The 22,829-nt window shown below is 71.8% G+C and carries 23 protein-coding genes; 15 read left to right on the top strand and 8 right to left on the bottom strand.

Annotation, left to right across the window (positions count from 1 at the left end; translation table 11 throughout):
- Positions 1-158: 158 nt before the first annotated feature.
- The 6 genes from ABTW87_RS19475 (at position 159) to mshC (ending at position 5,706) form a co-directional block, all read left to right on the top strand.
- Positions 159-1,211 carry an LLM class F420-dependent oxidoreductase gene (locus tag ABTW87_RS19475; protein ID WP_350652228.1) on the top strand — a complete coding sequence of 351 codons (1,053 nt, stop codon included), beginning with the start codon at positions 159-161 and terminating at the stop codon, positions 1,209-1,211.
- Positions 1,208-2,044: an undecaprenyl-diphosphate phosphatase gene (locus tag ABTW87_RS19480; RefSeq protein ID WP_350652229.1), complete on the top strand. Its 837-nt coding sequence runs from the start codon at positions 1,208-1,210 to the stop codon at positions 2,042-2,044. The genes ABTW87_RS19475 and ABTW87_RS19480 overlap by 4 nt, the downstream gene beginning before the upstream one ends.
- Positions 2,045-2,193: 149 nt before the next feature.
- Positions 2,194-2,910, top strand: coding sequence for an MSMEG_4193 family putative phosphomutase (locus ABTW87_RS19485; protein ID WP_350652264.1), 717 nt, complete (start codon positions 2,194-2,196; stop codon positions 2,908-2,910).
- Between the two features lie 103 nt (positions 2,911-3,013).
- Positions 3,014-3,586, top strand: a complete 573-nt coding sequence (locus ABTW87_RS19490) for a DUF3090 domain-containing protein (protein WP_350652230.1) — start codon at positions 3,014-3,016, stop codon at positions 3,584-3,586.
- Positions 3,583-4,401 (top strand): SCO1664 family protein, encoded by an 819-nt coding sequence (locus tag ABTW87_RS19495; RefSeq protein WP_350652231.1) that lies wholly within the window; start codon positions 3,583-3,585, stop codon positions 4,399-4,401. Before ABTW87_RS19490 ends, ABTW87_RS19495 begins: the two co-directional genes overlap by 4 nt.
- A gap of 66 nt (positions 4,402-4,467) precedes the next feature.
- Complete coding sequence (mshC, locus tag ABTW87_RS19500) at positions 4,468-5,706, top strand: cysteine--1-D-myo-inosityl 2-amino-2-deoxy-alpha-D-glucopyranoside ligase (RefSeq protein ID WP_350652232.1); 1,239 nt, start codon at positions 4,468-4,470, stop codon at positions 5,704-5,706.
- Between the two features lie 39 nt (positions 5,707-5,745).
- Here the strand turns inward: mshC and ABTW87_RS19505 are convergent, their stop codons facing one another.
- The 3 genes from ABTW87_RS19505 to ABTW87_RS19515 form a co-directional block, all read right to left on the bottom strand.
- Positions 5,746-7,638, bottom strand: coding sequence for a hypothetical protein (locus tag ABTW87_RS19505; RefSeq protein ID WP_350652233.1), 1,893 nt, complete (start codon positions 7,636-7,638; stop codon positions 5,746-5,748).
- A gap of 137 nt (positions 7,639-7,775) precedes the next feature.
- Positions 7,776-8,567 (bottom strand): GntR family transcriptional regulator, encoded by a 792-nt coding sequence (locus ABTW87_RS19510; protein WP_350652234.1) that lies wholly within the window; start codon positions 8,565-8,567, stop codon positions 7,776-7,778.
- A 130-nt stretch (positions 8,568-8,697) separates the two neighbouring features.
- Entirely contained in the window at positions 8,698-9,567 is an 870-nt protein-coding gene (locus ABTW87_RS19515; protein WP_350652235.1) for a PAC2 family protein, read from the bottom strand.
- 261 nt (positions 9,568-9,828) lie between these two features.
- Between ABTW87_RS19515 and metH the strand changes: the two genes are divergently transcribed.
- Positions 9,829-13,344: a methionine synthase gene (metH, locus tag ABTW87_RS19520; RefSeq protein ID WP_350652236.1), complete on the top strand. Its 3,516-nt coding sequence runs from the start codon at positions 9,829-9,831 to the stop codon at positions 13,342-13,344.
- A 77-nt stretch (positions 13,345-13,421) separates the two neighbouring features.
- Here the strand turns inward: metH and ABTW87_RS19525 are convergent, their stop codons facing one another.
- Genes ABTW87_RS19525 through ABTW87_RS19535 form a run of 3 tightly spaced genes read right to left on the bottom strand, consistent with a single transcriptional unit; the run spans position 13,422 to position 15,422 of the window.
- Complete coding sequence (locus ABTW87_RS19525) at positions 13,422-13,739, bottom strand: hypothetical protein (RefSeq protein ID WP_350652237.1); 318 nt, start codon at positions 13,737-13,739, stop codon at positions 13,422-13,424.
- 44 nt (positions 13,740-13,783) lie between these two features.
- The gene (locus tag ABTW87_RS19530) at positions 13,784-14,860 is read right to left on the bottom strand and encodes a tyrosine-type recombinase/integrase (protein ID WP_350652238.1); all 1,077 of its coding nucleotides are present in this window, start codon (positions 14,858-14,860) and stop codon (positions 13,784-13,786) included.
- Positions 14,847-15,422: a helix-turn-helix transcriptional regulator gene (locus ABTW87_RS19535; protein WP_350652239.1), complete on the bottom strand. Its 576-nt coding sequence runs from the start codon at positions 15,420-15,422 to the stop codon at positions 14,847-14,849. The genes ABTW87_RS19530 and ABTW87_RS19535 overlap by 14 nt, the downstream gene beginning before the upstream one ends.
- 91 nt (positions 15,423-15,513) lie before the next feature.
- On the opposite strand from ABTW87_RS19535, the gene ABTW87_RS19540 reads away from it, so the two are divergent.
- From ABTW87_RS19540 to ABTW87_RS19575, 8 genes are all read left to right on the top strand, one after another.
- Positions 15,514-15,708, top strand: a complete 195-nt coding sequence (locus ABTW87_RS19540; protein ID WP_350652240.1) for a helix-turn-helix transcriptional regulator — start codon at positions 15,514-15,516, stop codon at positions 15,706-15,708.
- Between the two features lie 2 nt (positions 15,709-15,710).
- Positions 15,711-16,034: a hypothetical protein gene (locus ABTW87_RS19545; protein WP_350652241.1), complete on the top strand. Its 324-nt coding sequence runs from the start codon at positions 15,711-15,713 to the stop codon at positions 16,032-16,034.
- A gap of 53 nt (positions 16,035-16,087) precedes the next feature.
- Positions 16,088-16,909 (top strand): hypothetical protein, encoded by an 822-nt coding sequence (locus ABTW87_RS19550; protein ID WP_350652242.1) that lies wholly within the window; start codon positions 16,088-16,090, stop codon positions 16,907-16,909.
- 158 nt (positions 16,910-17,067) lie between these two features.
- Positions 17,068-18,123: an AAA family ATPase gene (locus ABTW87_RS19555; protein WP_350652243.1), complete on the top strand. Its 1,056-nt coding sequence runs from the start codon at positions 17,068-17,070 to the stop codon at positions 18,121-18,123.
- Positions 18,120-18,434: a hypothetical protein gene (locus ABTW87_RS19560; protein WP_350652244.1), complete on the top strand. Its 315-nt coding sequence runs from the start codon at positions 18,120-18,122 to the stop codon at positions 18,432-18,434. Before ABTW87_RS19555 ends, ABTW87_RS19560 begins: the two co-directional genes overlap by 4 nt.
- A gap of 461 nt (positions 18,435-18,895) precedes the next feature.
- The gene (locus ABTW87_RS19565) at positions 18,896-19,243 is read left to right on the top strand and encodes a hypothetical protein (RefSeq protein WP_350652245.1); all 348 of its coding nucleotides are present in this window, start codon (positions 18,896-18,898) and stop codon (positions 19,241-19,243) included.
- Between the two features lie 556 nt (positions 19,244-19,799).
- A complete protein-coding gene (locus ABTW87_RS19570) occupies positions 19,800-20,045 on the top strand; it encodes a hypothetical protein (RefSeq protein WP_350652246.1) in 246 nt (81 codons plus the stop codon).
- Positions 20,046-20,213: 168 nt separating this feature from the next.
- Positions 20,214-21,659 carry a phage major capsid protein gene (locus ABTW87_RS19575; protein ID WP_350652247.1) on the top strand — a complete coding sequence of 482 codons (1,446 nt, stop codon included), beginning with the start codon at positions 20,214-20,216 and terminating at the stop codon, positions 21,657-21,659.
- A gap of 288 nt (positions 21,660-21,947) precedes the next feature.
- Here the strand turns inward: ABTW87_RS19575 and ABTW87_RS19580 are convergent, their stop codons facing one another.
- Complete coding sequence (locus ABTW87_RS19580) at positions 21,948-22,253, bottom strand: hypothetical protein (protein WP_350652248.1); 306 nt, start codon at positions 22,251-22,253, stop codon at positions 21,948-21,950.
- Positions 22,250-22,810, bottom strand: coding sequence for a hypothetical protein (locus tag ABTW87_RS19585; RefSeq protein WP_350652249.1), 561 nt, complete (start codon positions 22,808-22,810; stop codon positions 22,250-22,252). Before ABTW87_RS19585 ends, ABTW87_RS19580 begins: the two co-directional genes overlap by 4 nt.
- Positions 22,811-22,829: the final 19 nt, after the last annotated feature.

Consider the following 22,829-nt stretch of genomic DNA (forward strand, 5'->3'; position numbering starts at 1 on the left):
TATCCTCGCTGCCGCCAAGTCTGCCGGCCAGCCCGCCGATCCGCTCGCCCGGGTCGTCGCCGTCGCGCTCCCGCCGGTTTTGCGTGAGCCGGTGATCGGGTGCGGCCACGGCATTGCGTAACCTGATGCGACCTGTGCTGCGAATGGGGGAGGACCTAGTGCGACTCGGGCTCAGCCTCGGATACCAGACGGCGTGGAGCACGCCGGCCGACCACCTGGCCCTCGCCCAGGAGGCCGACCGGCTCGGCTACTCGGTGGTGTGGGCCGCGGAGGCCTACGGCTCCGACTCGCCGAGCATGCTCGCCTGGATGGCTGGCCAGACCGAACGGATCGACCTCGGCAGCGCCGTGATGCAGATCCCCGGGCGTACGCCGGCGATGACCGCGATGACCGCCGCGACCATCGACGCGCTCTCCGGCGGCCGGTTCCGGCTCGGCCTCGGCGTGTCCGGGCCGCAGGTCTCCGAGGGCTGGCACGGCGTGCGGTTCGGCAAGCCCCTCGCCCGGACCCGCGAGTTCGTCGACATCGTGAAGCTGGCGATCGGCCGCAAGGAGGTCAGCTACGACGGCGAGTTCTACACGCTGCCGCTGCCCGACGGGCCGGGCAAGGCGCTGCGCCTCGGCTTCCATCCCCCACGCGAGCACATCCCGATCTACCTCGCCGCCGTCGGCCCGAAGAACCTGGAACTCGCCGGCGAGATCGCCGACGGCTGGCTGGCGGTCTTCTACGCCCCCGAGTTCGCCGAGGAGCAACTCGCCAGCGTCCGCGCCGGCCGGGCCAGGGCCGGCAAGGAACTCGCCGGCTTCGACGTGGTGCCGTCGGTGCCGGTCGTCGTCGGTGACGACATCGCCTCCTGCGCCGAACTGGTCCGCTGGTACGCGGCCCTCTACGTGGGCGGCATGGGCAGCCGGCAGCAGAACTTCTACAACCAGCTCGCCACTCGCATGGGGTACGGCGACGCGGCCCGCGAGGTGCAGGACCTCTACCTCGCCAAGCGGCAGCGCGACGCCGCCGCGGCCGTGCCGATGGAGTTCATCGACCGCACGTCGCTGCTGGGCCCCAAGGAGCGCATCGCCGAGCGGATGCGGGAGTACGCCGCCGCCGGCGTCACCACCCTGTCGGTGACCCTGTTCGCCGCCGACCGGGACAGCGGCGTGCAGACCCTGCGTACCGTCGCCGAGGCGCTCGACCTTGCGGGAGTCGGGGAGTGACCTGGGTCGAAGCCATCGTCCTGGGCATCGTGCAGGGGCTCACCGAGTTCCTGCCGATCAGCTCCTCCGGGCACCTGCGGATCACCTCGGCGATCTTCTTCGAACGCGACGCCGGGGCGTCCTTCACCGCCGTCACGCAGCTCGGCACCGAGGCGGCGGTGCTGCTCTACTTCGCCAAGGACATCTGGCGGATCACCCGTACCTGGATCGTCGGCATCTGGGACCGCTCGGTACGCGGCAGCCTCGACTACCGGATGGGCTGGTACGTCATCGTCGGCTCGCTCCCGATCGGCGTGTTCGGGTTCCTGTTCAAGGACCAGATCCGGGAGACCGCCCGTAACCTGTGGCTGGTCGCCACCACCCTGATCGTGTTCGCGTTCGTCCTGGCGTTCGCCGAGTACTGGGGCCGGCAGACCCGCACCCTGGAGAACTTCCGGATGCGCGACGGCGTCGTCATGGGCTTCGCCCAGGCGATGGCGCTGATCCCCGGGGTGTCCCGGTCCGGCGGTACGCTCACCGCCGGCCTGCTGCTCAACCTGACCCGGGAGACGGCGGCCCGGTACTCGTTCCTGCTGGCCATCCCGGCCGTGGTCATGTCCGGCATCTTCAGCATCGGTGACGTCTTCGCGCCGGCCGCGCCGGGCACGTCGGTTCCGAGCGGCGCCCAGATGATCGTGGCCACGATCATCGCGTTCGGGGTCGGGTACGCCGCCATCGCCTGGCTGCTGCGCTTCGTCGCCCACCACACCCTGTACGTCTTCGTGCTGTACCGGGTGGCCCTCGGCACGCTTGTGCTCGCCCTGCTGATGACCGGCACGATCAGCGCCACCTGAGGAACGCCGGCAGTGGCTCCTCGGGGCGCCGGGAAGCCATGATCAGATGATGCCGGGCCGGTCTGTTCGGCTGTTGGAGACCGGCACAGCATCATCTGATCAGCGAGCCGTCCGCCGCCGATCGGCCGCGAGCCGACCCGACGCCTACGCTGGTCACCGTGGCGACCCTTCTGCTTCTGCGACACGGCCGGACGACCGCGAACGCGGACGGAGGGCTGGCCGGGCGGCAGCCGGTCGAGTTGGACGAGACCGGCCGTGCCCAGGCCGCCGCGGTCGGCGACCGGCTGAAGCCGGTTCCCCTGGCGGCGGTGGTGACCAGTCCGCTGATCCGCTGCCGGCAGACGCTGGACCTGGCGCTGCCGGAGGCCGCCGCGGCGGTCGAGGAGGGGCTGATCGAGTGCGGGTACGGCAGCTGGGAGGGACAGCCGCTGAAGAAGCTGGCGAAGGAGCCGCTCTGGCCGGTCGTGCAGCAGCATCCCAGCGCCGCCGTCTTCCCGGGCGGGGAGGCGATGGCGGCCATGGCGGCGCGAGCGGTCGCCGCGGTGCGTACCTGGGACGCCCGGGTGACCGCCGAGCACGGTCCGGAGGCGGTGTGGCTGGCCTGCACCCACGGCGACGTGATCAAGGCGATCGTGGCGGACGCGCTCGGCGTACACCTGGATCTCTTTCAGCGCATCGTCGCGGACCCGGCGTCGATCACGGCGATCCGTTACACGCCGCTGCGGCCGTTCCTGATGCGGCTCAACGACACCGGCGGCGACCTGGCGGCGCTGGTCCCGCCGCCGCCGAAGCGGCGCCGGCGGGCCGGCCGCGCGGCCGACTCGGACGCGGCGGTCGGCGGCGGCGCGGGATCGGCGGTCCGGTGACGCCGAGCGGGTGCGGCGGCGGCCGGTGCGTGCGGTGTGCCGGGAGCGGCGATTCGGGTCGGTGGGGTGCGCGCTGCGTGGGTACGCCGGATAGGGTCGAGGCATGACCCACCAGGTGCACGCGTTCGAGCCGCCGGAGCGGTTCGTCGCCGGGACCGTCGGGCCGCCGGGGGATCGCACGTTCTTCCTCCAGGCGCGCGGCGGCGGCCGGCTGGTCAGCGTCGCGCTGGAGAAGGTCCAGGTCTCGCTGCTGGCGGAGAAGCTCGAGGAGCTGCTCGCCGAGGCGCAGCGCCGGTTCGGGGTGAAGGTGCCCGAGCCGAGCGTGTCCGTCGGCGACAACGACCCGCTGGACACGCCTGTCGACGAGGAGTTCCGGGTCGGCACGCTGGGGCTGGCCTTCGACGTCGACACCGAGACGGTCGTGATCGAGGCGATCGCCGTCGGTGAGACGGAGGCCGAGGTCGAGCTGGGCGAGCCGGACGACGAGGAGCCCGACGAGGAGCCGGACGACGACCTGGACCGGCTCCGGGTGCGGCTGACGCCGGAGGCGACCCGGGAGTTCATCGAGCGGGCCCGGCGGGTGGTCAACGCCGGCCGTCCGCCGTGCCCGCTGTGCGGCCAGCCACTGGACCCGGCCGGTCACCTCTGCCCGCGCCACAACGGCTATCACCGGTGACCTCGTCCGACCTGCAACCCCGCCAGGACGGCGACGCGGCGCTCCGGCTGCTCCGGGACGGCACGCTGGACCTGGAGGGGCGGCTGGTCGACGCCTCCAACACCACCCTGCGGGGCGTGCTGACCCTGGACGGGGTGACCGCCCGGTGTGTCTACAAGCCGGTCCGGGGGGAGCGACCCCTGTGGGACTTCCCGGACGGCACGCTCGCCGGGCGGGAGGTCGCCGCGTACCTGGTGTCCCGGGCCACCGGGTGGGACCTGGTGCCGCCGACGGTGCTGCGTGACGGGCCGTTCGGTCCGGGTTCCTGCCAGCTCTGGATCGACGAGCCGGCCGGGTCGGAGCCGCTGATCGGGTTCGTGCCGGCCTCGGCGCTGCCACCCCGGTGGTTTCCGGTCGCGGCGGCCCGGGACGACGACGGCACCCCGTACGCGCTCGCCCACGCCGACGACCCGCGGCTGGCCCGGCTCGCCGTGCTCGACGCGGTCATCAACAACGCCGACCGCAAGGGCGGGCACGTGCTGGTCGGCCCGGACGACCGGATCTACGGCGTGGACCACGGCGTGAGCTTCCACGTGGAGGAGAAGCTGCGCACGGTCCTGTGGGGCTGGGCGGGCCGGGAGCTGCCGCCGGACGCGGTGGAGATGCTCGACGCGCTCACCGGGCGGCTCGCCGGCGACCTCGGCGAGGAGCTGGCCGACCACCTGACGCTCGGTGAGATCGGCGAGCTGGCGGCCCGGGTCGAGCGGCTGCGCGGCGGTGGGCGGTTCCCGCTGCCCCCGCAGGAGTGGCCGGCGGTGCCCTGGCCGCCCATGTGAGCGTTGTCGCGTTGATCACCCGTGGCGTGGCCCGGAGGCGTCCGCCGGCTGGTTAGGCTGGCGGTCATGGAGTCTTGGGCGGGGCATGAGGTGCCGCGGCTGCCGGGTCGGGGCCGGCCGCTGGTGTTGTTCGACTCGGCGCGGCAGGGCAGGGCCCCCAGCACGCCGGCCGGCAGGGGCACGATGTACGTCTGCGGCATCACGCCGTACGACGCCACGCACCTCGGGCACGCCGCCACGATGATCACGTTCGACCTGTTGCAGCGGGTGTGGCGGGACGCCGGGCTGGACGTGACGTACGTGCAGAACGTCACGGACATCGACGATCCGCTGCTGGAGCGCGCGGCCCGCGACGGCGAGGACTGGAAGGTCCTGGCGATGCGGGAGACCGCCCTGTTCCGGGAGGACATGGAGGTGCTGCGGATCATCCCGCCGGCGCACTACGTCGGTGCGGTGGAGTCGATCCCGGACATCGCCGAGAAGGTCCTCGTGCTGTTGAAGGACGGCGCCGCGTACCGGCTGGACGACGGCACGGGCGACGTCTACTTCGACATCTCCGCCGCGCCGCGCTTCGGCTACGAGTCGAACCTCAGCCGGGAGCAGATGCTGGAGATCTTCCCGGAGCGCGGCGGTGACCCGGGCCGCGCCGGCAAGCGTGACCCGCTCGACCCGTTGCTGTGGCGGGGTGCCCGCGAGGACGAGCCGTCCTGGCCCGGCGGGGACCTGGGCCCGGGCCGTCCCGGCTGGCACATCGAGTGTGCGGTGATCGCGCTGAACCTGCTCGGCGACCGCGTCGACGTGCAGGGCGGCGGCAACGACCTGCTCTACCCGCACCACGAGTGCTCCGCGGCGCACGCCGAGCGGCTGACCGGGCAGGCGCCGTTCGCCGGCCACTACGTCCACGCCGGCATGATCGGCCTGGACGGCGAGAAGATGTCGAAGTCCCGGGGGAACCTGGTCTTCGTGTCCCGGCTGCGGGCCGACCGGGTGGACCCGATGGCGGTCCGGCTGGCCCTGATGAGCGGGCACTACCGCGACGACCGTTCGTGGACCGACGACCTGTTGACGGGCGCGCAGGAGCGGCTGGGCCGCTGGCGGCTGGCCGCCGCCGCCCCGGCCGGGCCGTCGGGCGAGGCGTTGCTGGCGGGGGTACGCGAGCGCCTCGCCGACGACCTCGACTCCCCGGGCGCCCTGGCGGTGGTCGACGCCTGGGTCGAGCGCGCCCTCGCCGGCGTCGCCGACGACCCGGCCGCCCCGAAGCTCTTCGCCGACACGGTCGACGCGCTTCTCGGCATCCGCCTCTGATCCCTGGCCCGGCCCGCGACGCGGCGCCGCCGCCCCGGCTCAGCCGGGGCGGCGGGCCCGCACCTGCCGGCGCGCCACGTTCCAGAGCCGCCGGCCCAGCCGGCTCTTCTTGATCCACTGCGTGCGGCTCACCAGCTTCGACCGCACGGTGGGGGCCTTCGGCGGTGCGGTGACCCGGCGGTAGGTGGCCGACGTGGCGGGTCGGACGGTGGCCGGTTCGAGCTCATGGGAGGCCATCGCCAGGCAGGCGAAGTGCTGCAGGGTGCGCTCGTCGGCCTGGGTGGCCTGGTCGCGAGCCGCTCTGGTCAGCGCCCGCACCACCTCGTCGCGCCGGATGAGCTGGGTGATCGGGCCGTGCGCCGTGTCGACCAGCTCGGCGATCGCCTCGATGCCGTCGCCCTGCCACACCTTGGCGGCGGTCGACTCGCGCGAGTAGGCGGTGGCGAACGGAACGCCGGACCACTCGGGCACCAGCCGCTCGATCAACCCGGTGTGCACCAGGCGGTCGTACTTCTGCTGCGGAGTCAGCGCGAAGGTGGCGGTGACGAAACCGGGGGTGAGGAACGGGGTGACCATGCCGACCGTGTAGGCGGAGCTGTACCAGCGGCGTACCCGCTCGACGAGGTAGAGGTAGTCGGCCAGGTGCAGGTCGTGCACCCCGATGCCCTTCGCGTGATCGAGGATCCCGGTGATCCGGGCGCGCTCGGCGTCGAGGACGCCCTCGCCGAACGCGCGGGCCGGGATCGCGCTGAGCAGGTTCGCGGCGGCCGACTCCTCGGGAGTGCGGTCCTGGCCGGCCGGGGGATACCAGTAGCCGACGGCGAGCTCACCGCCGGCACCGCTGAACGTCGCCGGGCTGATCGCGTCCGGCAGCCACTCCGCAACGGCCTGGCGCGGCAGGTACGTGGACGGGTACTGGAAGTCGAAGCGGTGCTGCATCCGCCGGACGCGTTCCTGGACGCCGATCTTGACCACCTGCGCCGGGACGCTCTTCAGCCGAAGGTCGTGACTCGGTGCGAGCCCGCGCTTGTCCCGCAGCAGCCGCAGGAGCTCCGTGGCGACGTCGGCCTCGGCCTGGATGTCGCGGTTGGTGAAGAACCGGGGCAGCCGGCCGGCGGCGACGAGTGACGCCGCGATCAGGCGGGAGTCCTTGCCGCCGGAGAGCCCCAGGTCGACCTCGGCGTCGTACAGATCGTGGAAGCTGCTCGTGGTGTGGGTGATCGCCTCGGCCGCCAGATCAAGCGCCTCGGCCGTCCGTCCCTGGGCGTCGAAACCGGCCATGACCACGTCGTCCACGCCGTACCGCACCTCGGCGTTGATCGACCAGCCCCCGCCGTCGCGGCGCTGCCCCGTCAGCCGCTCCCCGGCCCGCAGCAGCCGCGCGCCGTGCACCGGAGACAGCTCGGCGCCGAAGTGGCTGCAGACGGTGTACGACCGCCAGCCGTCGAGGTCGGGCTCGGCCCGGCCGTGCAGGAAAGCGGCCACCAGGCTCGGCCGGCTGGACAACACGGTGAGCCCGTCGGCCGCGCCGGTGAAGAGTCGGCACATGCCGAGCCAGTCCTGCTGCACGGCGAAGCGGCGGTCCGCGTCGAGCGCGAGGAGGCCGAACGGGGGAACCACGGTCCGCTGGATGTCCTCGCCGGCGAGCAGCCGGCGGGCCAGCGCGGCGGGACCACCGGCCGGGTCCACCCCGACGGGGATCCCGAGCGACACGGCCGTGACCGGACCGTCCGTGGCGACCGTGGGCCAGCGGTAGGGGGCCTGGTCGGCGACGTGCAGCACGGTCACGCCCCAGTCGTCGCCGCCGACCTCGTGCCGTACGTAGCTCTTCGGCGCGACGGTGGCCAGCGCCGCCTCGACCCGGTCTCGCGCGGCAAGCCGCGCCTCCGGCGAAATCAACCGCTCACCGAACCACGCGAGGACCACGTACATTCCGCCGCCTGCCTAACATGAACTGTTCACGGACTTCTCGTCCGGGCAAGCTAGCAGAAGGGACCGGGCCGGCGATGCCCCGGACGCCGTCCACTTGGGCGGACTCCCCGCGCGGATCGGCGACGGGAGGCAGCCCCTCAGCCGAGGACCAGCCCCGGGTCGGGGTCCTGCTCCGGCGCCGGGGCGGGGATCCGGTACTCCTCGGTGAGGGTGGTCATCGGGCCGGGCCAGGTGGCCTGGGCCACCTCGATCGGCTTGCGGTGCCCGTCGTACGCGACGTGCAGCAGGTGCAGCACCGGCGTGTCGGGGCGGATCTGGAGGATCTCCGCCTCCTCCCGGCTGGGCTGCCGGGCGCTGATCGTGTCGGTCGCGGTGACGTACCGCCGGCCGGTGGCCTCCTCGGCCTCCTGGTAGAGCGGGCGGCCGAACGCCTCGGCGCGCTCCAGCGAGGTGCCGGCGGTGTCGGCGGGCAGGAACCAGGAGGCGCCCACCTCGACCGGGGAGTCCTCGGTGCGCACCAGGTGTCGGCGGCAGAGCAGCTCGGTGCCGTCGGGGACGCCGAACGCGTCGGCGACCTCGGGCGGGGCGGGGGCACGCCCGACCGAGACGAGCTGTTGCCGGTACCGGGCGGCCAGGTCGGTGTGGTACCCGCGGAAGCCGCCGTACCGCCCCCGGGAGAGGCGGTTGAGGCGGCGCCGGGTGCCGCGGACGTACGTCCCGGAACCGGGTTTGGTGATCAGGATGCCCTCGACCCGCAGCTGGTCGACGGCGCGCTGCACGGTCTGCTTGGCGACGCCGAACATCTCGGCGATGGCCGGGATGGACGGCAGCCGCTCGCCCGGCCCCCAGTCGCCGCGGCGCACCTGGGCCTTGAGCTGCGCGGCGATCTGCCGGTGCGGGAACTCGGCCGCGCCCGGGTTGATCTGCATGCCCGCCTCCTCGATCACAGCTAGGTTCCTAGGATGCCCTAGCGGATGTGACCGTCCGCGCGTGACACGCGCAGCGGCGTGAAACGAAACGGGCCCCGGAAGAAGCCGGGGCCCGATCAGCGAACGAACATCACCAGGAGCCGGCGGTCGGGCCGGCGGAGCCGCCCCGGCGGCGCAGGTACTTCTCGAACTCCTGGGCGATCTCGTCCCCGGTCAGCGGGGTGATGCCCGCGTCGCCGACCCGCTCCTCGAGCTCCCGGACGTACTCGCCCAGCTCGGCGTCCTGCTCGGCGGCGCTGCGCACCCGCTGCTCCCACTCGGCCGCCTCCTCGGCGAGGTCGGCCATCGGCACCGGCAGGTCGAGCACCTCCTCGACGCGGTGCAGCAGGGCCAGGGTCGCCTTGGGGCAGGGCGGGTTGTTGGCGTAGTGCGGCACGTGCACCCAGAACGACACCGCGTCCACCTCGGCCCGGGTGCAGGCGTCGTGCAGCACCCCGACGATGCCGGTGGGGCCGTCGTAACGGGTGGGAGTGAGCTGGTAGCGCTGCGCGGCGTCCTTGTCCGACGCGCTGCCGCTGATCGGCAGCGGCCGCGTGTACGGAACGTCGGCCAGCAGCGCGCCGAGCAGCACGACCCGCTCGACCTCGAGGCTGTGGCAGATCTCAAGCACCTGCTCGCAGAAGGTCCGCCACCGCATGCTCGGCTCGATGCCGCGGATCAGCACCACGTCCCGCTCGGTGCCGGCCGGGCTGGCGACCATGAAGCGGGTGGTCGGCCATTCCACCCTGCGCGTCTCCCCGTCGGACATGGTGATCGTGGGGCGACTGACCTGGAAGTCGTAGAAGTCCTCCGGGTCCAGCTCCGTGATCGGCCGGGCCTGCCACACCTGCTCCAGGTGCTCGACGGCGGCGGTCGACGCGTCGGCGGCGTCGTTCCAGCCCTCGAATGCGGCGATCGCCACGGGGGACCGCAGCACCGGCAGTCCGTCGAACTCGGTCACGCCGCCACCTCGCTCCGCTCGTCGGGGACGGCGCCGGGGCGGTCCCCGACCGGCCGCCCGCGGTGCACCGCGGTGTCGCTGTAGTCCCTCACGTCTGCCAGCCTACGTGCCGGGGCGGGACGCGGCCCGCCGGCCGCGCCGGTCACGCCCCGGGCCGGCCGGCCATACCACGTGAACCGGACAGGGTGATCCGGGTGACAGAATGTGGGACCCGCCAGCCGGTGTCGACCGAGGCGCGAGCGACCGCACTAACCTGAAGCCGTGGAGATCTCTGTGCTCGACGCGCTGGCGGACCGGATCCTCATCGCCGACGGGGCGATGGGGACGATGCTCCAGGCGGCCGACCTGACCCTCGACGACTTCGACGGTCTCGACGGCTGCAACGAGATCCTCAACGTGACCCGTCCGGACGTCGTCCGCGGGGTGCACGAGGCCTACCTGGCGGCGGGCGCGGACTGCGTGGAGACCAACACGTTCGGCGCGAACCTGCCCAACCTCGCCGAGTACGGCATCGAAGGGCGCATCCGTGAGCTGTCCGAGGCGGGCGCCCGGCTGGCCCGTGCGGCCGCCGACGCGTACGCGACGCCGGAGCAGCCGCGTTTCGTCCTCGGCTCGATCGGGCCCGGCACCAAGCTGCCCACCCTGGGCCACGCCTCGTACGCCTCGCTGCGGGACGCGTACCGGGAGAACGCCGCCGGCCTGATCGCCGGCGGTTCGGACGCGCTGATCATCGAGACCTGCCAGGACCTGCTCCAGGTCAAGGCCGCGGTTACCGGGTCGAAGCGGGCGATGGCCGAGCTGGGCCGGCGGGTGCCGATCATCTGCCACGTGGCCGTCGAGACCACCGGCACCATGCTGCTCGGCAGCGAGATCGGCGCCGCGCTGACCGCGATCGAGCCGCTCGGCGTCGACCTGATCGGGCTGAACTGCTCGACCGGCCCGGCCGAGATGGGCGAGCACCTGCGCTACCTGGCCCAGCACTCGCGGATCCCGCTGTCGGTCATGCCGAACGCCGGACTGCCGGTGCTGACCTCCGAGGGGGCGTACTTCCCGCTGACCCCTGCCGAGATGGCCGACGCGCTGGACCAGTTCGTCACCGACTACGGCGTCTCGCTCGTCGGCGGCTGCTGCGGCAGCACCCCGGAGCACATCCGGATGCTTGTGGAGCGGCTGCGCGGCCGGCGACCGGTGGCGCGGGAGCCGCGCCCGGAGCCGGGGGTCTCGTCGATCTACCATCACGTGCCGTTCGCCCAGGACGCGAGCGTCCTGATGGTGGGGGAGCGGACCAACGCCAACGGCTCGAAGGCGTTCCGTGAGGCGATGCTCGCCGGGGACTGGCAGGCCTGCGTGGAGATCGCCCGCAGCCAGGCCCGCGACGGCTCGCACCTGCTGGACCTCTGCGTGGACTACGTGGGCCGCGACGGCACCCGGGACATGCGCGAGCTGGCCGCGCGGTTCGCCACCGCCTCCACGCTGCCGATCATGCTGGACTCGACCGAGCCGGCGGTGATCGAGGCGGGCCTGGAGATGCTGGGCGGCCGGTGCGTGGTCAACTCGGTCAACTTCGAGGACGGTGACGGCCCCGACTCCCGCTACGCCCGGGTGATGCCGGTGGTCAGGGAGCACGGCGCCGCGGTGGTGGCGCTGCTCATCGACGAGGAGGGCCAGGCCCGCACCCGGGACTGGAAGGTACGCGTCGCGAGCCGGCTGATCGACGACCTGACCGGCCGCTGGGGGCTGTCCCGGTCGGACATCCTCATCGACGCGCTGACCTTCCCGATCGCCACCGGCCAGGAGGAGACCCGCCGCGACGGCATCGAGACGATCGAGGCGATCCGTGAGATCGCCGCCCGGTACCCGGGGGTCAACTTCACCCTGGGCATCTCCAACGTGTCGTTCGGCCTCAACCCGGCGGCCCGGCAGGTGCTCAACTCGGTGTTCCTGCACGAGTGCGTGCAGGCCGGGCTGACCTCGGCGATCGTGCACGCCAGCAAGATCCTGCCGATGGCGAAGATCCCGGAGGAGCAGCGGGAGGTCGCGCTCGACCTGATCTACGACCGGCGCCGGGACGGCTACGACCCGGTGCAGCGGTTCATCGAGGTGTTCGAGGGCGTCGACGCGGCCTCGGCGCGGGCCAGCCGGGCCGAGGAACTGGCGGCGCTACCGCTGAACGAGCGGCTCAAGCGGCGGATCATCGACGGCGAGCGCAACGGCCTGGAGGCCGACCTGGACGCGGCGATGGCCGCCGGAACGCCGCCGCTGGCGATCATCAACGACATCCTGCTGGACGGCATGAAGGTGGTCGGCGAGCTGTTCGGCTCCGGCCAGATGCAGCTGCCGTTCGTGCTCCAGTCCGCCGAGGTGATGAAGACCGCGGTGGCGTACCTGGAACCGCACATGGAGAAGGCCGACGACGGCGGCAAGGGCCGCATCGTGCTTGCCACGGTCAAGGGCGACGTGCACGACATCGGCAAGAACCTGGTCGACATCATCCTGTCCAACAACGGCTACGAGGTGGTCAACATCGGCATCAAGCAGCCGATCAACGCCATCCTGGAGGCCGCCGAGCAGCACCGCGCCGACGCGATCGGCATGTCCGGGCTGCTGGTGAAGAGCACGGTCATCATGAAGGAGAACCTGGCCGAGATGGCCTCGCGCGGCGTCGCGGAGCGCTGGCCGGTCCTGCTCGGCGGCGCGGCGCTGACCCGGGCGTACGTTGAGGACGACCTGCGGTCGATGTTCCCCGGGCAGGTGCACTACGCGCGCGACGCCTTCGAAGGTCTGTCCCTGATGGACCGGGTGATGACCGCGAAGCGCGGTGGGGCGCCGGTCGTCGACGCGGAGCGGGAGGCCGCGCTGGCCGCCCGCCGGGCGCGCCGGGAGCGGCAGCGCGCCGTCGTCACCGAGTCGCTGCCGGAGCTGCACGACGCGTCGGTGCGCTCCGACGTGGCCACCGACGTGGACGTGCCCGCCCCGCCGTTCTTCGGCACCCGGGTGGTCAAGGGCGTGCCGCTGGCGGACTACGCGGCGCTGCTCGACGAGCGGGCCACGTTCCTCGGGCAGTGGGGGCTGCGCGGCGCCCGGGGCGGCAAGGGCCCGACGTACGAGGAGCTGGTGGAGACGGAGGGCCGGCCGCGGCTGCGCTACTGGCTGGACCGGCTGATCGCCGACCAGGTGCTGGAGGCGGCCGTCGTGTACGGGTACTTCCCGGCGTACTCGGAGGGCAACGACCTGGTCGTGCTCGACGAGAACGGGCACGCCGAGCGGGCGCGGTTCTCGTTCCCACGGCAGCGCCAGGAGCGGCGCCTGTGCCTGGCCGACTTCTTCCGCCCCCGTGGCGAGGAACTGGACGTCGTGGCGTTGCAGTTGGTCACCGTGGGCCAGCCGATCAGCGAGTACACCGCGAAGCTGTTCGCCCGCAACGAGTACCGGGACTATCTCGAAGTGCACGGCCTGTCGGTGCAGCTCACCGAGGCGCTCGCCGAGTACTGGCACCGGCGGGTCCGCGCCGAGCTGACCCTGCCCGGCGGCCGTACGGTGGCCGACGACGACCCGGCCGACCTGGCGGGGCTGCTGCGCACCGACTACCGGGGCTGCCGGTACGCGTTCGGCTACCCGGCCTGCCCTGATCTGGAGGACCGGGCGAAGATCGTGGAGCTGCTGGGGGCGGAGCGGATCGGCGTGCAGCTGTCGGAGGAGTTCCAGCTGGTCCCGGAGCAGGCCACCGACGCGATCGTCGTGCACCACCCGGAGGCGAGCTACTTCAACGCCAAATAGGCGCAGCGGGCGGGGAACGCGGTCTGACCTGCATCACCGTAGATCAACCTCCGAAGCTTGGGCACCTGGTGGGCACATCAGCCCTTGAGGTACGCCTCGATCTCGTCGAGCGTCATGCCCTGCTCGGGCGTCTCCAGGGCGCTGGTGTGCGTGTCGGCTAGCCAGTACATCCCGTAGTCGGTCGCCCGCGGGTCGCGCCGCCGCGACTTGACCAGTGTGAGCCCTTGCCGCTGGGCCATCCGACGGAGCCGGTTCTCCCGGACCTTCTCGGCATCGGCCGCCCGACCCGCCTCTCGCCGGCGCTCGTTGATGATCTCTGTGGCTAGCTCGCGTTTCTGCGCGTCTGCCTCGCGGCTCGCCTCGCGGCGTAGCTCGTTGAACGCTTCCCTATCCATGCTGGGAAGTGTACCGGAAGTGATGCCAGAGTCAATGCCGGAAGCTATGCGCTACGGCGGAAAGCGTCGTCGATCGCCTGCCGGGTCTTGTCGTCGTCGTCCGGCCAGAGGTGCGCGTACACCCGCAACGTCATCGCCGGGTCAGCGTGGCCCAACCGTTCCGCTACCGCCTTCGGGTTGTGGCCGGCACCGATCAGGACGCTCGCGTAGAAGTGCCGGAGATCGTGGAACGTGACCTCGGGCAGCCGGGCAGCATCCCGTGCCGGCGCCCACACCTCCTTGTTAAACCGGGTACGGGACAGCGGCCGGCCGTCCCCGTCCCGGAAGATCCACTGAGTGCCGGTCGCCTTGTACTCCGCCAGGTGCCCGGCGAGCGCGTCGACCACCACCCGCCCCACCGGGACCACCCGGTAGCTCGACCGGTTCTTGAGCGGGCACTCCTCGACGACGCCGCCCGTCCCCGGCTGGACCTGCCGCTCAACGGTGACCGCGCGGCGCAGAAAGTCGACGTCGGCCACCTGCAACCCGAACGCCTCGCCCTGGCGCAGCCCGACCCCGGCGCCGACCACGACCAGCGCCCGATACCGGGCCGGCATCGCCGCGGCGAGCGCGTCGACCTGCTCGACCGAGAGCGGAGTGATCTGCTGGCGCGGTAGCTCGGGAAGCTTGATCCGGTCGGCCGGGTCGTACGGGATTAACCGGTCCCGCACCGCGGCGGAGAGGATCGCCCGCACGGTCGCCCACACGGGCCGTACCGAGCTGGGGGAGAGCTTCAACCCGGTCACGAAGGCCTGTAGCTCGCTGGCCCGGATCTGCGCCAGCGGCCGGGAGCCGAGCACCGGGTAGGCGTGTCGCGTGAGCTGCGAGCGGGTACGCGCCGCGGTGTTGGGCCGGTGCGGCTGCATCGCCCGCCACTGCTCGGCGTACGCCTCGAACGTGACCTTCCCGGCCTTCGGGTCCACGTACTGCCCGGTGTGAAGCTTGTGCTCGACCTCGGCGCGGTAGCGGTCAGCGTCGAGCTTCCGCGTGAATCCGCGCTTGCGTTGCCGGCCGGCCTCGTCCCGCCACCGCACCACGTACGGTGTCTTCCGTCGCGACGGGTCCCGCTCAACCGTCGCCACGACCGGACTCCACGGCCGCCCGCGCCGCGCGCTCCGCCTCGACGACGCCTGTCCAGTACGTGTCGGAGTCGATCTCGCCCGACCGCAGTCGGTCCCCGTTCTTCCGGTGGTACTGAATCCTGGCGCTCTCCGCCGCGACGTCGGCGGCCGACCACTGCGCGCCGTCCCGCTCTTCCGGCGGTACCTCGCTGAAGTACGGCCGCGGATCCTGCCCGGCGGCCGGCTCCTTCCCGCGGACCCACTCGCGGACGTCTCGTAGCGGCATCCCGACGTTGGGCACCATCGCGTAGAAGCGTTCCTCACCCGAGCTCGCGACGGGCGGGATCAGAAGGTGAACAGGCGCTACGTCGAGCACGTACGCGAGCGCCAACATCTCCTCGACGGAGACGCCGGCCCGCCGGCCGTTCTCCAGCTTGGTCACGATCATCCGCTCCCACGGCACGCCCACCTTCGCCATCTCGTCGGCCAGCCTCTGGGCCGACCAGCCGCGCGCCTTCCGCAGCTGCTTGACGCGCTCAACAAGGGTCTCGTGGGGCCGGAGCACTACTGGTGACTGGTCCATGACGGACCACTTTACGGACCTTCTTGACTCTTGACAACGCTTCGTGAATGATCCCAACAAGTCCAAGGTTTGGTCCGTGGAGGTACCAGAAATGAGCCAGAGCAGACCGCTCGCGACGTCGGCGGAAGTCGCCGACTACCTCGGCGTGCCCGTCGCCACCCTCGATCAGTGGTCGTACCGGGGAACCGGGCCGCGGTTCTCGAAGGTCGGACGGCACCGCCGCTACCGGTGGGCGGACGTGGAGAAGTGGCTCGATAACCAGGCCAGCAGCAAGGCGGCTGCCTGATCATGCCGCAGACGACGAACGCCCGCCCCGTGGCTGGTAACTCCGGGGCGGGCGCCAAGACGGCCGGCGAGCACGTCCCCGACAGCGTAACCGACCTCGCCGACATCACCCCGGCAGACGTGCTGAGTCTGACCACTCCGCCCGCCTGGCTGTACCGCCGCGGCGGCGACCCGGTAACCGCCCGCCGACGTGCCGCCGCCCGCCTCGGCGACCTGCTCGACGCTTCCCGCCTCCGGGAAGCGGAGCCGTACGCCGCCGGCGGCATGACCCTCGGCGTTCCGGAACGCGAGGCCGCCGCCGACGCTCCGCTGGTGTGTGCCGCATGAGCGAGGTTTACGGGGCAGGCCGCATAAAGCGGCGTCGGGCGAGCCGGCACGAGATGGAAGCCCGCTTCGAAGCGGTCTACGAGATCGTCCGGGAGAACCAGCCGACCGGCATCAGGTTCACCTACTACACGGCCACGACCCGGGGGATCGTCGAGAAGACGCAGTCCGGCTACGAGAAGATCCAACGCGCGGTGCTGCACCTACGCCGGACCGGCCGGATCCCGTGGTCATGGATCGTCGACACCAACCGGTGGATGCGCAAGCCGACCACCTACGGCTCCATCGACGAGCTGCTCGACACCGCCGCCGCCTCCTATCGGCGCGACCTCTGGCGCACGTCAAAGGTCGCGGTGGAGGTCTGGTGTGAGTCCGAGTCCATCGCCGGCGTGCTCTACCCGGTCACCTCCAAGTGGGACGTCCCGCTCTACCCGATCAAGGGACAGACGTCCGACTCGTTCGCCTACGGCGCCGGAGAGCAGTACCGGCGCGACCCGCGCTCGGTGGTCGTCTACTACGTCGGCGACCACGACCCGCACGGCTACGAGATCGAGTCCAACCTCAAGGCCAAGCTGATCGAGTTCTCCGGCCGCTCGATCGCCTGGTGCCGCCTGGCCGTGGACGCCGACGACGTGGCCCGGCTGAGCCTGCCTGGTACGGAGCCGAAGAAGCCCAGCTACCGGGACGCGCTGACCGGCGAGCGGGTGCCGTGGCGCGGTCCGTCCGTCGAGATCGAGGCGGTGCCGCCGCCGACCTTGCGGCAGTGGCTCGACGCCACGATCGAGCAGCACGTCGACCCGGAGGCCCTGCGGTTGACCCGGATCGCCGAGGAGTCCGAGCGGGAGATCCTGCTCGCCATGAAGGGGCACACCGCGTGACCGACATCCGTGACTGTCCCGTGTGCGGGGTGGGGCTCGACCCGGACGGCTCCTGCTGGAACTGCCCACCGGCCCCGGCGCCGATCCATTCCGGCCCCGTTCCTGCCATTGCTGCCAGCACTCCGAGTCCTGGCACGAACGGCCGGAATGAGGCCGCGGTGGCCGGAACGGCCGGACGGGAAGTGTTCGTCACCCTCGCCAGCGCCTACCGGCCCCGCCCCGTCCGGTGGCTCTGGCCCGACCGCGTACCCGCCGGGTCGCTGACCCTGCTCGCCGGCCGCGAGGGCATCGGCAAGAGCCTCATCACGGTCAACCTGGCCGCGCACCTCACCCGCGGCACGCTGCCCGGCTCCCGCCACGGCACCCCCTCGAAGGTGCTGTTCGCCACCGCCGAGGACGCGTGGGAGTTCACCATGACGCCCCGGCTGATCGCCGCCGCCGCCGACCTCAACGCGATCGGCCGGGTGCAGGCCACCGAGGACGGCATCGTGACCGGGCTGACGCTGCCGCTCGACGTGCAGGGGCTCAAGGCGTACATCACCCGCCATGACGTCGCCCTGCTGGTGCTCGATCCGCTCACCAGCGTCATCGACGGCCGGCTCGACCACCACCGCGACCGGGAGGTCCGGCTCGCCCTCGAACCTCTCGCCAAGCTGGCCGAGGACACCGGCTGTGCCGTCATCGGCCTTGTGCACCTCGGCAAAGCGCAGGGCACCGACCCGGTGAACCTGATCCTCGGTAGCCGCGCGTTCTCCGCCGTCGCCCGGCTCGCCCTGGTGGCCGCCCGCGACCCGGACGCCGAGGACGGCTCGTGCGTCCTGTCGGTGGAGAAGAGCAACCTTGGTCGGCTCGACGTGCCCGCCCTGACGTACCGGGTCGACGGCGTCCAGGTCGACACCGACGAGGGACCGGCCGGCACCGGGCACCTGACGTGGACCGGCACGAGTGACCGCAACGTGCGGGACATCCTCGCCGGCCCGGTGGACGAGGAGCGCGGCGAGACCGACGCCGCGGTCAAGTGGCTACGCGGCTACCTCGCCGACAACGGCGGGCAGGCCGCCGCTAAGGACGTGGTGGCCGCCGCCCGGAAGTACGACTTCGCCGAGCGCACGATCCGCCGCGCCCGCTCGCGGGCCGGCATCGTCAGCGACCGGCAGGGTTTCGGCGGTGGCGCCGTGTGGGTGCTGCCCGAGGACATCAGGAGCGACACATGACTGACGACACGTACGTGATCGTTGGCGACGACGGGCAGCCGCTCGGCGTGACCAACATGACCATGATCACCGACGAGGGCACGAAGCTGGCGTTCGCGTTCGCCGCCCACTGCGACGACGCGGCCGCCCTCGACCGCATCCAGACCGACACCCTCACCCGCGTCGGACCCGACACCTTCGGCTACGTCTGCGCCAACGCTCTACGCACCCTCGCCGAGCACATCCTCAGCCCATCGTTCGACGTCGCCCAGGCGCACGGCACCGACCTCCGGGCCGGCATGCGCGCCATCGCCCAGGGCGAGCAGCCATGACCGGGGGCACACCACAAAGGGGGTGGGCAGGGTGACCCGCCCCCGCCCCGCCGGTGCGGGCAACCCGTACGGCTGGCCCCACCAGCAGGCACGAGCCCGAGCCCTACGCAACCTCAAGCCCGGCTCGCCCTGCCCGTTCTGCGGTGAACCGATGTACCGAGACATGCTGCTCGACTACGACCACCACCCACCCCTAGCCCTCACCGGTGGTGTCGGTGGTGAGCGTCGCCTCTCCCATCGAGCGTGCAACCGTCGTGCTGGACAAGCCCTTGCACAGCAACGCATCCGCGCTCGCAAGCAGCAGACCGAACCACGGTCGAGAGTGAGCCGGCAGTGGTGACCCAGGGCGAGGGAAGGGGGGCGTACCGGACACGGCCGGCAAGATCACCTGACCCAGCTCAGTTCCGTCAGGCGTCTCCGACCGGACGACCTGAAACCATCGAGACGAACGGAGATCAACTGTGAGCGCTCCAGCCGCACCGAGGGGGCTAGGTACCGCCGGCCGCCGGCTATGGAAGGCGGTTGTCGAGGAGTTCGACCTCACCGAGCAGGAGTTGGCCCTTCTGCGGCAGGCGGCGCGTACCGCTGACCTCTGCGACCGGCTGCAGGCGGTCGTCGACGAGGAGGGGCCGATGGTTGCGGCGAAGGATGACGGCACGCGGGCGCATCCGGCGCTGGTGGAGCTGCGGCAGCAGCGGATCACGCTCGCGCGGCTGCTGGTGGCGCTGCGGGTGCCGATCGGTGAGGACGAGGAGCCGGCGCGTACGCAGCGGCGGGGTATCCGGGGTGTGTATCGGGGTGCGGCGTGAGGCGCCGGAAGGACACGAGCGCGCGGGAGCCGTTCCCGGCCGCTCTGCTCGACGAGGATTTGCCGTCGACTGATCCGCGGGTGCGTGCGGCGTTGGATGCGGCCGGATGGTCGGTGCTGGCCTACTTGCGGGCGAAGGTGCAGCGGAAGCGGGCGCGGTTGGGATGGCGCGGTGACCAGCCGCCGGCCGACCCGGAGGGGGACCGATGATCGTGATTACGTGGACGGATCCGGAGTCGGGTCGTCGGGAGATGCGTACCTTCGCCGCTGCTGAGGGCACGGCGAGGCTGCGCCGCCGACTCAAGCGGCGGCGGATCCCGTTCTCTACGGGATGGGTGCGGGACGCGACGGTGGTGGGGACGGTGCGGCCGACGTCGCTTTCCTGGACGCCGGATCCGCGGGTGTGGGAGTCGTTCCGCCGGCCGAAGGACGGCGATGCGGCGTAACCCGGATTCCGTGGAACCCGTACATCCTGCGAGCGCCCTACGTGCTGGGGGTCGCGGGATGCCCATGATCACGTGCTTGACCCCCGCCCCTACCCGTTGAGAGGGACCGAGATGACCGCAGAGCAGGAGCGAGACGAAGTGATGGGCGCCGCAGTGGCGTTCCTGGCAGCGATGGCGCGCGACGACGAAGCCGGCGGCGAGGCGGTGCTGGCGACGGTCAACCTTGTGGTGCTGGCTGTCTTCTTCGCCGGGATGATCGACCAGATCGGGCCGGTGGCGTTCGGTGGCCGCGAGCGGTATCTGGAGATCCTGGCGGCGTGGCAGCCGGGGCAACGTCTCGGCGATGTCGTCGAGTGACTTATGATCGATCTGCCACCGGGCCGCGCCCGGGGCCGGCGCCGCGGGCCGCGAAAGCCTCCCGCCCCGTCGACCAGTACCGGCGCGAGCATCCGACCAGGGCCGCCCGTTCGGGCCTCCCTCGGAGCAACGGCGATCCATTCACCGTGCCTTTCCGAGGGAGTAGCAATGGCACGAGCAATCAGCATCATCAGGGCCGAGCTGGACGAGGCGCGGGCGAAGCGGTCCCGCATCGAGGCGGACATGGCCGAGCTGGACAAGACGATCGGTGAGAGCACCCCGACCGCCGGTCAGTCGGAGCGGTGGGAGCGGCTGTCCGCCGGCCAGCAGAAGGCACGCGCCGACGTCGACCGCCTGGACGACGAGATGCGCGACGCGGTGTCGGCGCTGGCCGCCGGCGGCAGCGTGATCGGCGGTGACGGCGCCCGCCAAGACGGCGGGGACAGCGCCCGGACCGGGGTGAAGCGCGACAAGGCGCTGCGGTTCATCGAGGCCGCCGAGCGCTCCGGCGAACTGCCCACCCACAGCGCGGACAAGGTGGACCGGCTGCTCCGTACCGGCACCACCGACGAGCGTTCCAACGCCGCCCGGTGGGCGGAGGCCGCCGGGGACCCCGACTACCTGCGGGCGTTCGGGAAGCTGCTCGCCGACCCCGCCCGCGGGCACCTGACGTGGGACGCCCGCGAGTCGGAGGCGTACCGGCGGGCGCGGGCGCTCGGCGACGAGATGCGGGCGGCGATGTCGACGGGGAACAACGCCGGCCAGGAGCTGATCCCACTCAGCCTCGATCCGAGTATCCTGCTCACGAACGACGGCAGTATCAACCCGATCCGCCGCAACTCGCGGGTGGTGCAGACGGCCACGAATCAGCACCGGGTGGTGACGTCCGCCGGCGCAACGGCCGAGTGGAAGACCGAAGCGGCAGAAGCGGCGGACGGGTCGCCGGCGCTGGCCGAGGTGGACATTCCGCTGTTCCTCGCCGACTGCAACGTGATCTACAGCTACGAGCTGGCGTGGTCGACCCGGGACCTGGTCGCCGAGCTGCAGCCGGTCGTCATGGACGCCGTCGACCAGCTCGAGGCCACCGCGTTCACGACCGGCAACGGCACCAGCGCCCCGCAGGGTCTGATCACGGGACTCGCCGGCACCTCTTCGGAGATCAACGGCACCGGCACGGAAGCGCTGATCGCCGCCGACATCTACGCCCTTCAGAACGCGCTGCCGCCGCGGTTCTCCGAGGGCGCCGCCTGGTACACGAACATCCGCACCATCAACACGGCGCGGCAGTTCGAGACCACGAACGGGGCGATCAAGTTCCCCGAGCTGATGACCAACCCGCCGATGCTGCTCGGCAAGCGGGTGTGGGAGACCAGCAACATGGACGGCACCCTCAACACCGCGGCCAGCGAGTCGAACTACCTGATCGTGTATGGCTCGCTGAAGCAGGCCTACTGCATCGCGGACCGGATCGGGTCGTTCGTAGAGATCACCCCCCGGATGGGCTCGAACTCCCGACCGAAGGGTGAGCGGAACCTGACCCTGTACCGGATGACCGGGGCGAAGGTCGTCCGGGCGCAGGCCTGCCGCCTGCTGGACGTCCCGACCACGGCGTGACGGTGCGGCCGTCCGGTCCGGCTGGTCCGCGACCGGGCGGCCCACCCAAGCCGACCGGGCCGGCGGGATCACGACCGAAGTAGACGACGACAAGATGAGGGCGACCGGGATACCGTCCCGGTCGCCCTCATCTGGTGTCGCGCCCGCGCGCGCGGGGGGCGTTTCCGAATTCCGAAGACTTGCGTTTCTCGGAAACCCATCGCGCCCGCGCGCGCGCGGGACGGACGTTGATCTCCTCCACCATGGTTGAGGAGATCAACTCGCGCCCGCGCGCGCGGGGGACGGACACTACTGCTCGCGGAGCCACCGCTCGACCTCGTCGACGAGCTGCGCGCCGTCGTCGGCCGGCATCACGCCGACCTCACGCGCGAGCGCGGTCAACGCATCCGGGCCGTCCTCGCACGCATCCGCGAGCCGGCGCAGCATGTCGTCACGGTCGGAAGCATGCTTCCGCTCGTCCCGCTGCCCGAGTTCATAGCCCAGCTCGAAGCTGCGCGCAGCCTGGTCCTCCGACACCATCCGTGCCCGCCGCCGGGTGCGGGTGCCGGGGCGGGTGGACGCCGCCGGCCGCCACCACCGCTCCCGCCGCCTCACCGCGCGCCGCCGGAATGTCCTTCTTCCCGGCGCCGGGAAGAACCCTTCGACTGGTCGAGCAGCCGGCCGAGCAGGTGCCGCAACACCCGCGCCTGCTCGGTGGTGAGGTACGTGTACCCGACCGCACCCTCGACGGTGGTCTCGAGAACGAAGCTCACCCGGTCGACGGTCCACGCCCGCTCCGACCAGATACGAACCAGGTCGAGCGCGTCGCCAGACACCACGGTCAACGGCCGGGAGTGGTGGATCCCTTCATCGGTGCAGAGCTTCCCGCGGATGCACCAGGTGGGGTGCTGAACCTCCGGCGCGGTCAGCGGCTGCGGGGCGGGGCCGGTGAAGTCCAGGCCCTCACCGCACCGCTTCACCCGGTCACCGCCGGACACTCGGTAGGCGTTGAAGCCGGCCGCCTGCAGGGCCGTCACCATGTCGGCGGCGTGCTGCTCGCACGCGTACAGGGAGCCGTCGAGGCTGCCGCCGGACGGGCCGGAAGCCGGGCTGAAGATCTCGATGCGTACGGTTGCCGGCTGCCCGCATCCGGGCAGGGTCGGTAGGGTCATGACGGGTCGCCTCCTGGGG

This window comes from Micromonospora sp. NPDC126480 (assembly GCF_040302465.1).
In the GTDB taxonomy this organism is placed as follows: Bacteria; Actinomycetota; Actinomycetes; order Mycobacteriales; family Micromonosporaceae; genus Micromonospora.

What these genes read in the sequence shown, in the direction of transcription:
- ABTW87_RS19575 (WP_350652247.1), top strand. Translation starts at nt 20,214, where the DNA reads ATGGCACGAGCAATCAGCATCATCAGGGCCGAGCTGGACGAGGCGCGG.
- ABTW87_RS19585 (WP_350652249.1), bottom strand. Translation starts at nt 22,810, where the DNA reads ATGACCCTACCGACCCTGCCCGGATGCGGGCAGCCGGCAACCGTACGC.
- ABTW87_RS19490 (WP_350652230.1), top strand. Translation starts at nt 3,014, where the DNA reads ATGACCCACCAGGTGCACGCGTTCGAGCCGCCGGAGCGGTTCGTCGCC.
- ABTW87_RS19535 (WP_350652239.1), bottom strand. Translation starts at nt 15,422, where the DNA reads ATGGACCAGTCACCAGTAGTGCTCCGGCCCCACGAGACCCTTGTTGAG.
- ABTW87_RS19505 (WP_350652233.1), bottom strand. Translation starts at nt 7,638, where the DNA reads ATGTACGTGGTCCTCGCGTGGTTCGGTGAGCGGTTGATTTCGCCGGAG.
- ABTW87_RS19570 (WP_350652246.1), top strand. Translation starts at nt 19,800, where the DNA reads ATGACCGCAGAGCAGGAGCGAGACGAAGTGATGGGCGCCGCAGTGGCG.
- ABTW87_RS19550 (WP_350652242.1), top strand. Translation starts at nt 16,088, where the DNA reads ATGGAAGCCCGCTTCGAAGCGGTCTACGAGATCGTCCGGGAGAACCAG.
- ABTW87_RS19540 (WP_350652240.1), top strand. Translation starts at nt 15,514, where the DNA reads ATGAGCCAGAGCAGACCGCTCGCGACGTCGGCGGAAGTCGCCGACTAC.
- ABTW87_RS19545 (WP_350652241.1), top strand. Translation starts at nt 15,711, where the DNA reads ATGCCGCAGACGACGAACGCCCGCCCCGTGGCTGGTAACTCCGGGGCG.
- ABTW87_RS19525 (WP_350652237.1), bottom strand. Translation starts at nt 13,739, where the DNA reads ATGGATAGGGAAGCGTTCAACGAGCTACGCCGCGAGGCGAGCCGCGAG.
- ABTW87_RS19510 (WP_350652234.1), bottom strand. Translation starts at nt 8,567, where the DNA reads ATGCAGATCAACCCGGGCGCGGCCGAGTTCCCGCACCGGCAGATCGCC.
- ABTW87_RS19560 (WP_350652244.1), top strand. Translation starts at nt 18,120, where the DNA reads ATGACTGACGACACGTACGTGATCGTTGGCGACGACGGGCAGCCGCTC.
- mshC (WP_350652232.1), top strand. Translation starts at nt 4,468, where the DNA reads ATGGAGTCTTGGGCGGGGCATGAGGTGCCGCGGCTGCCGGGTCGGGGC.